General features: G+C 54.6%; 9 protein-coding genes. All 9 read right to left on the bottom strand.

Going from position 1 to position 13,700, the window contains the following annotated elements; translation table 11 throughout:
* Positions 1–105: 105 nt before the first annotated feature.
* The 9 genes from AC0YOA_RS30790 to AC0YOA_RS30750 all read right to left on the bottom strand — a co-directional run bounded on the left by AC0YOA_RS30790 (position 106) and on the right by AC0YOA_RS30750 (position 13,576).
* A complete protein-coding gene (locus AC0YOA_RS30790; RefSeq protein ID WP_475789873.1) occupies positions 106–879 on the bottom strand; it encodes an SDR family NAD(P)-dependent oxidoreductase in 774 nt (257 codons plus the stop codon).
* A gap of 76 nt (positions 880–955) precedes the next feature.
* A complete protein-coding gene (locus AC0YOA_RS30785; RefSeq protein WP_475789872.1) occupies positions 956–1,711 on the bottom strand; it encodes an IclR family transcriptional regulator in 756 nt (251 codons plus the stop codon).
* Positions 1,712–2,088: 377 nt separating this feature from the next.
* On the bottom strand, positions 2,089–3,837 hold the full coding sequence (locus AC0YOA_RS30780; RefSeq protein WP_475789871.1) for a glycoside hydrolase family 2 protein: 1,749 nt from the start codon (positions 3,835–3,837) through the stop codon (positions 2,089–2,091).
* A gap of 18 nt (positions 3,838–3,855) precedes the next feature.
* Positions 3,856–5,481 (bottom strand): beta-galactosidase, encoded by a 1,626-nt coding sequence (locus tag AC0YOA_RS30775; RefSeq protein WP_475789870.1) that lies wholly within the window; start codon positions 5,479–5,481, stop codon positions 3,856–3,858.
* The gene (locus AC0YOA_RS30770) at positions 5,478–7,904 is read right to left on the bottom strand and encodes an alpha-L-rhamnosidase-related protein (RefSeq protein ID WP_475789869.1); all 2,427 of its coding nucleotides are present in this window, start codon (positions 7,902–7,904) and stop codon (positions 5,478–5,480) included. Before AC0YOA_RS30770 ends, AC0YOA_RS30775 begins: the two co-directional genes overlap by 4 nt.
* A gap of 215 nt (positions 7,905–8,119) precedes the next feature.
* On the bottom strand, positions 8,120–9,004 hold the full coding sequence (locus AC0YOA_RS30765; RefSeq protein ID WP_475789868.1) for a carbohydrate ABC transporter permease: 885 nt from the start codon (positions 9,002–9,004) through the stop codon (positions 8,120–8,122).
* Positions 9,005–9,025: 21 nt separating this feature from the next.
* Entirely contained in the window at positions 9,026–9,925 is a 900-nt protein-coding gene (locus AC0YOA_RS30760) for an ABC transporter permease (protein ID WP_210037391.1), read from the bottom strand.
* A 63-nt stretch (positions 9,926–9,988) separates the two neighbouring features.
* Positions 9,989–11,731: an extracellular solute-binding protein gene (locus tag AC0YOA_RS30755; RefSeq protein WP_475789867.1), complete on the bottom strand. Its 1,743-nt coding sequence runs from the start codon at positions 11,729–11,731 to the stop codon at positions 9,989–9,991.
* A 99-nt stretch (positions 11,732–11,830) separates the two neighbouring features.
* The gene (locus tag AC0YOA_RS30750; protein WP_475789866.1) at positions 11,831–13,576 is read right to left on the bottom strand and encodes a sensor histidine kinase; all 1,746 of its coding nucleotides are present in this window, start codon (positions 13,574–13,576) and stop codon (positions 11,831–11,833) included.
* Positions 13,577–13,700 lie beyond the last annotated feature (124 nt).

Here is a 13,700-nt window from a genome sequence, read left to right as displayed (position 1 = left end):
AACCTACATGAGCACCGCACTTCGAAGGCGAACGCAAGATTCGATGTCGACTATGCTCCCCGAGTCTGCTTCGTGATCAATCGGGGGCTTTTTTTGAACTTCCTCTTAAGCGTTTTTGCCGAATACGACTCCTCCGTCAACATAGAGAGGCGACCCCATGACAAACTTGGATTCGTCAGAGGCAAGGAACAGCGCGGCCTGGGCCACATCCTCCGGACGGCCAAGCTCTTCGCTGAGCTGGCGTTTCTTCAGTCCGGCGATCGCCTCGGCTGGATCGTCGTACGATTTTTTCAAATAATCTTCAACAAATGGCGTCATAATCGTACCCGGAAGCAGTGCGTTCACACGGATATTATAAGGGGCATAATCCACCTGCATCGACTTGGTCAGGGCAAGCACCGCTCCTTTGGTCGTCGCATAGGATGCCCGGCGGGCAAGCCCGACCTCGGCGATGCACGAAGACATGTTGATAATAGAACCGCTGCGCTGCTCCATCATATGCGGGATGACATACTTGCTGGGGATGAACACGCCGCGGATGTTGACGTTCATGACTTTGTCCCAAGCCTCCGGCTCGATTTCATGGAGCAATCCAACGCCGCTGATTCCGGCATTATTGAACAGCACATCAATACGGCCATACTTGGCAATAATCTGCTCCACCATGGCCGATACTTCGCCGGGATTGGTCACATCGGCCTGGATGAAAATCGCTTCGCCGCCTGCTTCTTCAATTCCCTGAACCGTTTCCTTGCCATGCCCGGCGTTCAGATCGTTGACAATAACTTTGGCGCCCTCACGACCGAAAAGCAGCGCTGTGCTTCTGCCAATACCCGAACCCGAACCGGTGATGAGGATGACTTTGTCTTTCAGTCTCATGTGGAATACCTCCTAATGTCTGCGGATACCCGCAGAAATGTAGCACTTCAATTCCGGGAGCAAGTCCCGTGCCCTGCTAATTCAGGCCCGAGAGCCGCTTTGCCAAATCTACGATCTCCCGCTTGGTGTCTGCCGCCTTGTACTCCCACTGATGAAGCGGCATGGAGCAGCTGACGCTGGCAATCGTATCGCCGACAATGTTATAGATCGGGGCTGCCACACAGCGAAACCCTACAACGGATTCCTGATCATCAAGCGCAAAACCCTGCTGGCGAATCTGCCTGAGCTGCTGGAACAGCTTCTCGCGGTCTCCGATGGTGTTCGGAGTCTGCATGGTAAGCGCTCTCTCGGGATAAAGCCGTTTCCATTCCGCTTCGGGCAGCTGGGCGAGCATGACTTTGCCCAAAGCCGTCGTATGAGCGGGCAGACGCATGCCGGGCTCGGATTGCAGCCGCACCGGCGTAAGCGCCTCTACCTTGCCCAAATACAGGATGTGATCCTCAATCCGCCGGGCTAACTGGATCGTCTCCTGCAGCCGGTCCCTAGCTCCCGCAGCCTCGCTCTGAAACCGGTCATTCAGGTCGAACTGCTTGACCAAGGAGGACCCCAGCACCGCGATGGCTTCGCCGAGCGAATAGGTGTCGTCGGCACCCTTCTTCACCCAATTCAACGTCTCCAGCGTGTGCAGCAGCGAGAACATGGAGCTTTTGTTGATGGCGAGCTGCCTGGACAGGTCAATCAGCTTGTATTTCCCGGGCTCAAGCGATACGACGGACAATACGCGGTCCGCTTTCTCCAGAGCGGGCACCCAATACTTTCGTTCCTCTGTCACCTGATCGCCTCTCACCTGTAGGTTTATTATAATAAACCAATTTCTATATAATAAACTCCTTTCCTTAATATATCGCGATTCAGGCCAATCTTCAAGTCAATTATTTGTCTAAAAAGCAGGATGGTGCCTAAAAACGCCGACAACCGACACATTAATGGAAGCCGAACTACCCGCTCTCATCCTTCTATCATTCGGTTATCTCCGCCTGCATGAGCTAGCCATCCCTCTTAGGAGCATAATTCCCAAACATAGAAAAAGCCGCCTCACTCTTGCAAGCTCCGGCAGCCTCCAGCTTCATATTTCAAATTAAAATTATACGCCTTTCAAATTGAATTCTACTTCTCAAGCTAATTCAATCTTTCGTCAATCCGCCGCATCTATTTCTCATGAAATAATCGCGATAAGGTCCGGTACCCTTCCTTCTCCTTGCGGTCAATCGTGACTACGCCAAAGGGGCCATATGGAGCGCTCCATTTCAGGCCGCCATCCGAATCGTAGAAATCCCGGCGGTGATAATAATCGGCCCAGCTCCATACGATTCCGCCCTGAATTCCGGCGTTCCCGATGGCCCGCCACACGCTCTCCAGATAAGCGGCCTGGTACGTTTCGGAGAAACGCTCATTACCCCGCAGTCCCAGAATGCCATGCGTGCCGAATTCCGACATCAACACGGGCTTATCCGGATACTGGCTGGCCGTTTCCCGCAAATGCTCCTCGGTCGGGATTCTCACAACCTCGTCGAATTCGGAAATATCAAAAGCAAGCCTGCGGTGGAAGAACACGCCGTAATACAAATTGACACACACCAGATCGGCTTCCTCGAAGGCATGATGCCCGCCCGAGCCCGTCGTCGCAAACGTCACCAGCCGCGTTGTATCCAGCTCCCTCGTTCTGCGGATCAGCCTCCGCATCGCCGCGATTCCGACCTCCCTGTTCGTGCCGGACTCGTTGCACATGCTCCAGGCAATAATACAAGGATGATTGCCGTCGCGCTTGACCATCTCATCCAGAGCGGCCTGCGCTTTGTCGATAACCTCTGGAATATACGGGCGGTCATCCCATTCGGACAGCCACCAGTTCAGCGGGATTTCCGCCATATACAGCAGACCGATCTCATCCATAATGTCCAGATGAACAGGGGCCTGCGGATAATGGACGCGCACCAGATTCGCGCCCATGGCCTTGATTTTCAGCAAGTCCTCGCGGATCAGCTCCTCCGGGACGCTTGGGCCATAGCCGGCATACTCGTCATAGCGATTGACGCCTTTGATGATCAGCGGCTTGCCGTTAAGCAAAATCGTGTTTCCCGCCGTTTCAACCGTTCGGATGCCAAAGCGTGCCTCCCGTTCATCCAGGGAAGTTCCGTCCGCCGACAACATCGCCTGCAGGCTGTACAGATGCGGGCTGTGAAGCTCCCATAGCTGCGGATCTGCCAGCCCGCATTCCCATGATACGATGACCGCTTTATTGGGAAGGCAGCTGACATGTACAGGCCGATTGGAGTCAAGTCCAGCACCCTTGATCTGAATGGTCAGTTCACCCTCGAACGCATCATTTGAACCGTTCACCACTTCCGCGTTGCAGTGCACAAGAGCGGCTCCGGTCTCCGTGAGAGAGGTGCGGATGCCAAGAGATGCCACATAAACCGTAGATGTTGTCTCCAGAGCAACCTTCTGCAGAATCCCGCCGTACTGAATCCATTCCACGACCCGGCCGCCGGGAAGCCATTCCTCGCGATGGACATTGTCCACTTTGATGACAATCTGATTGCTGCCGTCCGTCCGCAGATAAGGTGAAACAACAAATTCGAAGGGCAAATAAGGTCCGAGATGCTCGCCCAGATAGATGCCGTTCAACCAGACGCGCGCATGACCGCTGACGCTGTTAAAAACAATCCGCTGCAGGGAATGGGGTTCTGCCAGCTCCCCCGATATTTCTGCCGCATACCAGCCGATTCCCTCATAACCCCAGAAGGCTTCCTGATAGAAATCCCATGGCCCGGGAGCCTGAACGGACATCCAGCCTGACTTGTCATAGGCTTGCTGGAACCATTCCTGTCTCTCGCCTCTATCATTCTGGTCAATCTGAAACTGCCACCCGGGCAGTTCAATAGCTGTGCGCTGCATGTCTGTTCCTCCTGTATATTAAGCTTCCAGTGCTGTCTCTATTACTTCCAGCCACTCTTTCTGCGATGCGTCTCTGGCCAGCAGCCAGGTCTGCCCTTGTCCGCTCTTGTGTGTCAAATATACAGCCCGCCGCTCCGGGATGCCATCGGTGACAAAGTTGTTCTCATGCCAATCGAGCAGCTCCCTGAACAGTCTCGGAACCTCTGTCAGATAGACATTCCTGCCATCCTTACGGAACAGATCGGCTGTCACGATCAGCTTGCCGCCAGCGTGCACATAGGCAATCAGGCGCTTCTCCAGCAGCGGGTCATAAATCGTATGAAGCGGCACGGCGATCAGCTCATGCTGACCGATTTGACCGGCTGAATAGAAAATATCGATCAGTCCGGTGTGAGCCTCATATAACGTCTTGTACACGGTATTGACCGTATAATCCGTGTAATTCAGCCGGTCTCCGACCGAAAGCTGGTAGCACCAGGAGCTGTCAAAATGATAATACAGCCCTATCCTCGCCGGGGCTGCACCGCTTGCCACACTCAGCTCTGTGTCTGCGCCATGCTGGATGATATACTGCTGCACCGCCTCATAATTCGGGCCCGGCTCCCCGGTTATCGTCAGCAGCTCGGGACCGCCCCTGGACTGCTCCTGTCCCCATGGAAAAGGCTTCATCTTGAACAGGAAGAAGCTCTCGCAGCCCCTCCCCTGAACGAGCATAAGCTTCGCTTCCAGCTCCGGCGAGCTTGCTCCAAACTCCATGATCCAGAACGGCTTGGCGAGCACCCCTCTGCTCGCATCGCAGTAAAAGGCAATTTCATAAGGCTTGCTGCTATAGATATCGATGCCTGCCACATCAAGCTCGGCAAACATCTCCGCCCAATTGACATTATCGCCCCAGCTGAACATAAAGGCATTGGTCGTAATCGGTCGCCTTCCGATATACGGCCTTAAGGCCCGTGCCTGCAGCCGCGCGAATTGAACCATGCCGTCCGAAGAGAACCGGGCAAACTCCAGCTCCAGACTGGGATGATGCCACATCATCACATCGGAGCTTACAGGCCCCGGCAGCGGAATCTGGCCGAAGCTGTGATAATGCTGGGACCAGAAAGCCGTCCCCCAGCTGTCGTTCAGAGCTTCGATCGTTCCATACTTTTCGGCCAAATATGCATGAAAAGCCTGCTTCGCGCATGCTCCGTAATCGTACTTGGTTTCGCCGCCAAATTCATTATCAAGCTGCCAGGCGACGACGTTCGGATGACTGCCGTAACGCTGCGCCATCAAATCCACGATGCGCAGCGAATATTTCACATATTGATCCGAAAAATATGAGCGGTGCTGGCGGGCGCCGAAGCCTACTGTCCGGCCATCCTTGTGGACAGGCAGAATCTCCGGATGCTTCTCTGCCAGCCAGACCGGCGGACAAGCCGTCGGCGTGCAGAGCACTACCCCGATGCCGGATTCGCCGGCCAAATCGATAGCGTCGTCCAGCCATTTCCAGTCATACTGCCCGTCCTGCGGCTCCAGGCTGGACCAGGCAAATTCCGTGATCCGGATCGATGTGATCCCGGCATCAATCAGCTTCCGGTAATCGACCGCCCACTGCTCCCTGCCATGATGCTCCGGATAGTAAGCAATTCCCACATTCATTGTTCGTCCGCTCCATTTCTGTCAAGGTCTGCTCGTTTATATGTGCACGCCAATTCCAGCGATCGTGCATCTTCCACATGCCGGATCTCGCCGACAGGCATGCGGATCATTGCAGGGATGCCCGCTGGCGCGTTGATCCGGATAGTAAACTGATCCGCTTCGAGTCTCCACTCCACCTCCACAAGCCCATGGGGAGTCGAGGCGCTTCCTTTTGCCCAGCGCAGAGGTCCCACAACAGGCGAAATTTCGATTGCCGCAAAACCCGGCTTCAGCGGCTTGACGCCCAGAATTTCCGCTGGGAATTCATATAAGGGCAGAGCCCCCCATGCGTGACAATCGCTGCGCTCCGACACGGGATCTTCCACCCAGGCCGTCAAATGCAGATCCACCTGCTCCCGCCAGATATCCCACAGCTCAAAAGTCTTCTCGTACAGACCCGTCTTGGCAAGAGTGCGGAACAAGTAGTAGGACATGGCACTGGATACCTTCGCCATTGCTGCCGCATTGCGGTCAAGCATGCGCTCCGTTAATTCCCGGGCCTCCGCCCCTTCGACCGTACCGGAGAGAACCGCCCATAGCTGGGCATGCTGGCTGTAGGCTTCAACGGAAGGGCCGTTGCGGAAAAGCTTCCGCTCCCCTGACCAGCAGTGCCGGCGGACCGCTTCACGGATGGTTTCCGCCCGGACGCGGTATTCCGCTCCGGTATCCTTTCTCCCGGTCCATTCATTCAGCTCCGCCGCTTTGACAAGCGCATCCGCATACATCAGGCTGTATACCGTCATGGGACCCGACCTTCCAGCCTGCGGCGCACCGGCATTATCCTTCCACTCCATCGTCCAATCGACGAACGACCAGTAGCCCTCCGGAATCTGTCCGACAAGCCCGCTCTCGTCTCGGCGGTCCTCGAACCAGCCAAGAACGGCATCCATACCCGGACGGTACCGCTTCACCAGCGCAGGATCTCCGAAGTGGCTGTAATGGTCATAAACCATCATCAGCCAAAACAAAGCGAATCCCGGGATAACCTGCCTCGAAACAGAAGGATACCGGCTCTGCAGCATGCCGCCGGGAAGCAGTGAGCTGTGAAAGTCACGGATCGTTTTGCGCGCCAGACGGTCATCCCCACTGACGGAATACGTGAACAAAGCCTGAAGACGGCTGTCGAGCTCATACTGCATTTGCTCATAATAAGGCGTATCCTCGTAGGTTTCGTGCATGCAGCCCCGCAGCGTATTCAGGCTGATCTCCCACAGGGGACGAAGAGTGGCATCGGAGCTGTCGAAGCCGGCAAGCTCCTGCAGCGGATAGCCGCTCTGACGATAATCGACCCCCGCCAAAACAACCGGCTCATCCGCTGCCTGAAGGGTCAGACGGATGAAGCGGAAACCGCGCCGGTGAAGCGGCTCATACATCTCGGTGGAGGACAGCGGCTCGTTGCCGCTTCCAGCCAGCGTATAGTGATCCTCGAAGCCGTAGAGCGCTTTTCCTTCCATTTGATCCCGGACACCCTTGCGCCTTGAACCGTCCGCGCCCGGCGGAAGCTCGTAGCACTCGGCATACAGAACGGAAGCCCTGGCCCCCTTCCCGCCATAAAAAGCCACACGCGAAAATCCGCTCGTCATCCGCGAGGTATCCAGCTCCACCGTGAGCCGTCCTCCAGCGGGCAGCGCCAAACCCGCCAAGCTGTCGGGTGATTCTCCCTCCGCCCAGCTTCGTTCCCCGCATTTGCCCTGCATAATCCGGGTGAATGTCCTTACGGTTTCCCGCATGGGCGGAATCGTCCGCTCTGTCAGCTGCCAGCGGGTCAGTTGTCCGTACATGGGGTCCAGCACATCGCTGACCGCCACGGCTGCGGGCCAATGTCCGTCCGGGAACTCCTTGTTCTCGAAGCCAATCGGCAGCTTGGCTCCGTCGACGCGTTCCCCTCCGCCGATAAACAGCGTGAACGTCTCCTTCTCAAAGGCGAAAGCGCCCGCTTCCAGACACAGCGCCTGCCAGCGTCCATCCGTACTGACATCTTCAAGCCGATTCCCATCATTATTCTCAAGACAGCCATCCAGCAGGAAACTGCCCATATCCGACCGCCATACGGATGCCGGGCCGGAATGCCCCCCATAATGAATTACCTGAGCGGCCCATACGTTCCGGCCGTCCAACAGTTTATCTGTCACATCAACGACTTCATAATAATGAATATTCATGTCGCCTTTGCACGGCCCGTTTGAAACCGCTTCTCCGTTCAGCCATAAGCGATAGCGGCTGTCGGCCGAAACACTCACGGTCAATCGGACATTATTCTTATCGGGAACATGAAAGCTGCGGCGAAAACAGGCAATCTGCGGTTCATTATTCCCGGAGGCATTCTCCTGAGAGGAAGCCTGCGGCCAGATCCATTTGGCCTGCCATTTGCGGTTCTCTTCCATTCTTATCCATCATCTCCCTTGTATAATGCGAGTGAAATAATCTGGCTCCCGCCTGCTCAGCCCGTTAATCACCGGACTTTAGCTGTCGCTTTTAAAGTATCACGGTGCCATCCAATTTGCCGGTCTTGCCCTATATCAAAGCAAAAGGGGCTGCCAGGCAGCACCACGCTCCAGGCAACCCGCTTGCTTCGAGTCCTCTTGTCCGGCAGGCTGCGCTACTCCTTCACGCTTCCCATCACAATGCCGCTGATGAAAAACCGCTGCAGAAACGGGTAAACCAGAAGGATCGGCAGCGTTCCGAGGAAGATTTGCGCCGCTTTGACCGTCCGGTTCGACACCTGGCCCAGCAGGGTCAGATCGGTGACTGTCAGACGGCTGAAATCCTTGGTCACGATGACGGTCTGCAAATAGCTTTGCAGCGGATAATTATCCGGGGAATTCATATAAATCAGCCCCGTAAACCACTCGTTCCACTGAAAAACAACGGAGAACAGCGTCACAGTAGCAAGCACCGGCATCGATACGGGAATGACGACCTTGAGCAGCGTTTTCCAGTGGCCAGCTCCATCGATGAAGGATGCCTCCAGCAGCTCCTTCGGCAGTCCGCGGAAGAAATTCAGAATGAGAATAATGTTGAACACATTGACTGCGCTCGGGATAACCAAGGCCCATATCGAGTCGATCAGACCCGTCTTCTGCACAATCACGTACGTTGGAATAAGTCCGCCATTGAACAGCATCGTAATGACGAAGGTCCATACATAGACGGTGCGAAAGCGGAATTCCCGGACCTCCTTGGACAGGGCATAGGCGACCAGTACGCCCAGCAGCATATTCAAGGATACGCCCAGCGCCACCCGCTTCAGCGTCACAATGAAGGATTTGAGGAAAGCCGGCTCATTGACGACGAACGAATAGGATTTGACCGTAAAATCGACCGGCCACAAACCGACCTGGCCCGCCGTGGCCGCACTGCTGGAGCTGAATGAGATGGCCAGAATATGGACCAGCGGAAATATGCAAAGCAGCGCCAGCAGGCTTAGTGCGGTATAGTTGCCGATTGTAAAAATTCTTTGACTGAGCGTCTTGTTCTCAACCAAGTCGCACCCCTCCCTTTGCTGCTAGAAAATACGATAGTTGGCGAACCGGAAAGCGAGAAAGTAAGACCCCGCTATGAAAATAAGGGAAACAATGGATTTAAACAGTCCCACGGCTGTCGCGACGCTGTATTGATAGTCCAGCAGCCCCAGCCGGTAAACGAAGGTATCGATAATATCTCCGGATTCGTATACGACCGTGCTGTACAGATTGAATACCTGATCGAAGCCGGCATTGAGCACATTGCCCATGCTCAGCGTAGCGAGCAGAATTACGACAGGCATCATTCCAGGCAGCGTAATATGCCAGGTCTGTCTTCTCCGGTTGGCGCCGTCCATGACAGCCGCTTCATAGAGAGCGGGATTAATGCCGGTCAAGGCAGCCAGGTAGACGATGGTGCTGAAGCCAAATTCCTTCCATACGTCCGAGATCACAAGGACGAACGGAAACCAGTTGTTGTCGGCCAGGAAGAAGACCGGCTTAAGACCGAACATTCCCATGACCTGATTGATGATCCCTGTTGAAGGGGACAGCAGATCAATCATGATTCCGCCCAGAATGACCCAGGACAGGAAGTGGGGCAAATAAACGAGCGTCTGTACGGAACGCTTGAACTTGCGTACGCGGATTTCGTTGAGCGCAAGCGCCGCCGCAATCGGAACAACCTGTCCAGCAATGATTTTCATCGCGGAAATATACAGGGTATTGCCCACAACGCTCCAGATATTAGGCAGATGGAACAGGTACTCGAAGTTGTCCCAACCGACCCACTCCGATTTCAGGAAGCCGAGCGTCGGATAATATTTCTGGAAAGCGATAATGATGCCCAGCATCGGGCCGTAGCTGTATACGAGCACTAGTGCGAGAGCCGGCCATACCATGAGATGAAGCGGCAGCTCTTTTTTCCACTGCGGAATTTTCATATTCGGTCCTCCTGTCCAAAGCAATAAGGAGAGGGATGACCCTCCCCTTCGAGCAGCCTGATCTTATTTGGCATCGCTTGCTGCATACCACTCATTGACTTCTTGGGTGATTTGATCCCCGCCAAGCTGCTTCCAGTCCCCGACGAATTTATCGAACGCATCCGGCGAGGCGGCTCCCATGATGATTTTGATGAAGGTTTCGAATTCCTGCTGTTTAAGGAATGAGCCCTTCTCGACCATCGTTGGCGTAGGCGTCCCGTAAAAGGCATTGGATACGACCCGGTCGTTCTCGTTGTAGGTTTTGAGTATGGCATACGCGCCGTTCTCGCCGAAGATCGGGTTCAAATACCAGCCTGTAAAATTCGTGCCCGCCGTAGCTTCCTTCATCTGGTCATAGTAGCCTTTGAACTCCTCGTTCAGCTTGGAGGTGTCGCCGGTTTTCAAAGCCTCGGTCACCAGCTCATGCGCGTTGATGTTGGTATCCATCGTGAACGTCTGGATCACTGCGCCGCCGAATACCGGAATTTTCTTGTCGCCTTCCGTAATCGTATGATATTTGGAGGATTCGGCATTTTCGCCGTAAATCTTCTCGTAGTAGAAATTCAGCATCTTGACGATCGCTTCTTTATGCTCCGTGCCTTTCTTGACGACGTAGAAATGGGCCGGTACCGGCTGTGGAATATACGCCTTGGCTGGCTGGTCGTCAACCGATACAAGCGGATACGGCATCCATTCGGCATTCTTGTCGCGCTGCTTCAGATCGTTGAGCGGCCAGGAAGCGTTCCAGAATTGACCGAAATGCAGGCCAATCTTGCCAGAGGTTTCCGATTCTGCAACCTTCGTACCGTCCTTGACGGCGAATTCCGGATCGATCAAGCCTTCCTTGAACATGCTGTTCAGAGCAATCAGCCCTTCCTTGACCTGCGGCTGGATGCTGCTGTAGACCAGCTGGCCCGTCGCTTCATCCTTCTGCCACATCGTCACATCCGTACTGTACGGGTAAGCATGATAGCCGGCGAAGAAGCCTTCTACGCCTGCAAATCCGTCATATACATTCTTGCCGATGGCAAGTCCGAACGTGTCCTTCTTGTTGTTGCCGTCGGGATCGTCATTCGTAAAAGCGCGCGCGATGTTGATGACATCCTCCATCGTTTTCGGCGGATCAAGATTCAACTTCTCCAGCCAATCCGTCCTGACCCACACCAGCTGCGCTCCATCGGTGCCTCCGCCCGAGGTCGTATTGGGAATGGCCATCAATTTGCCATTGCTGGTGGCTGCCTGCATCATAATGCCGTTATTGGAATTCAGGTTGGCCTTCACGGCATCCGAAGCATATTGATCGAATACGTCGGTCAGATCCTCGACCATATCGGCGTCGATCATCATCTGCAGCTCACGCGCCGACACGTCCATGATGTCCGGCAGATTGCCCGAGGCAATCGCCACGCTCATCTTCTGGTCTCTGACCTCGGGAGAGCTGCTGGCCACCCACAGGTTCTTCACTTTAATGCCGAGCTGGGCCTCGTATTCCCTTCTCCATACATTGTGGTCAATATCGTCCCCTTGGGGATAGACCGGGTTCTCCATCTGGAATGCAACCGTTGTCAATTCAATGGGCGGGTCGTATTTGGCCATGGGATCTGCCGGAGGAGTCGCTTCGGCGTTGCCGGTATTCTCTTCCCCGCTTGGCGGGGCAGCTGCTCCCTCTTGATTGTTTGTGCCGTTGTTCGAGCAAGCCGCTATCAATACCATCATACAAGCGAGCAGGACTGCAAGCGTTCCCTTGAACCTCTTTGCGCTTTTCAATGTTAATCCCCCTGTCGGATCCTGTATTGTTCTACATCTCCCATTATGCGGAATACGGCGGCAAACGGACAGATTCACAATTGCACATATGTTGACTTCTTATGACTTCTTGGGGCCGCGAATTATCAATATCGTTACCTTCAGTCCCCCGAGAGCGCTTCGCTCCAGGGTAATGCCGCTCTCCTGGCCGAAGACAAGCTGAATGCGGCGGTGCACATTAATCAGTCCCGTCGTTTCCATCTGATCGTCGCGGACGCGAAGCTTGCGCCGGAGCTCCTCCATGCCGGCATCATCCGGCGCCCTGCCGCTGTCCTCAACGCGAATGATAAAGCTTGCCTCATTCGCCTCGAAGGATACCGCGATCCTTCCGTTGCGAACAACATGCTCGAGCCCATGGTTGTACGCATTCTCCAAAACCGGCTGCAGGAACAGCCGCGGCACCGGCAGGTCAGCCACGTCCTCCGGCAGCGGGTCGAATTCCACCTCGATGCGGCTGGAGAACCGGATGCCCTGAATATCCGTATAGGACTTGGCATGCCCAAGCTCCATCGTCATCGGAACCTGCTCGGCCGCGCCGCGGGTAATATATTGAAAATACTCGCCCAAATGCTCGCAGAACAGGATCACCTTGTCGATATCATGCATCTTGGCTAGCCGGTAAAGCGTAAAATACGTGTTGTACAGGAAATGGGGGTTAATCTGGGACTGGAGCTGCTTGAGCTCCGAGCTCTGCGAGCGGATCTTCTGTTCGTAGACCTCATGAATCAGCACCTTGAGCTGATCGACCATGGAATTGAACTGCGTATAGAGATAGGAGAATTCGTCGCCTCTCCTGGTGACCGGCATTTTCTCCAGGACCCCTTTCTCCACCTTGCGCAGAGAATGGACGAGATGGCTCATCGGACGGTGAATCACCCGATAAATCCAGGCCGAGAATATGAAAATAACGACGATCGAAATAATGGAAAGCATCCAGAACCAGCTGCCGTAAGCGGACAGCTTCCCCAGCACCTCTTCCTCCGGCACATAGACGGCAAGCGACAGATCCTTCTCCGCCCCGGTCCGGTAGGAAATCAGATAGCGGTCATTGTCGTAATGGTAGGGATAGACGCCCAGCTTGCTTTCCGGAGGTTCATAGGAGGCCTGGATCGCTTCATTCAGAGTATTGTCCGTGCCGCTGGCCAGCGACCAGTTCTGGTTGCGGTTCCAGAGAATCGCTCCCCCGTTCCCGTAGGTGGAGAACTGCGACAGCTCATGCCTGATCGTATCGACGTTCAGCTCGATGCTGAGCGCGTAGGACGGTTCTTTGTCATAGAAGCCGTAATAGGGATAGGATAAGACAATAAACAGGCGGCTCTGCCATTCCACAATAGCCGCTCCCCCTGTAGCGGAAGCTTTCACCACCATGCCGTATTCGTCCGCCGGCAGATCGGCTATTATATTTTGCGAGGAAATCACCCGGTTAATGGTTGGAATATAGGCGCTTACTTTACTGATCAGGGCGCTGGAAATCTGGATCATCGACAGCTTTTCCTGGATTTTCAGAATACGCTGGGTCATCTCGTAGCTGTCCAGCACGGAACCGCCGAAGCTGATGCTTTGCAAATCCTTGTCGTCAATAAACTCCCGCTGATGCTTGCTCATCCGGTCGATCTCCGTGCTGAACGAGTCCATGAATTTCTGAACACTGGCTTCCATCTGTTTGGACAGCTCCTCGCGCACGCTCTCCTTTCCCTTCTGGTTAATAAACAAGCTGAGCGTGCAAAGCGGGACGATGACCAGCAGGAAGACGAAGACGATCTTCGGATAGATGGTCAGCTTGAATCGGCGTTTGACAAGTAACATACGGCCCCTCCACATATTCAAAATGAGCTTTCAAAAAGCGGCTTTTAGAAGTCCGGTGAATAATAGGCGGAGCAGGCGGAAATAGTCTGGAGAAGCGTAAGCTGAAAGCTTTCGCTAGAAAGCT

It is taken from the genome of Paenibacillus sp. JT22N12, assembly GCF_056269365.1.
Note: the sequence above shows the minus strand (reverse complement) of the source record. Positions and strands in the feature narration are given on the sequence as shown.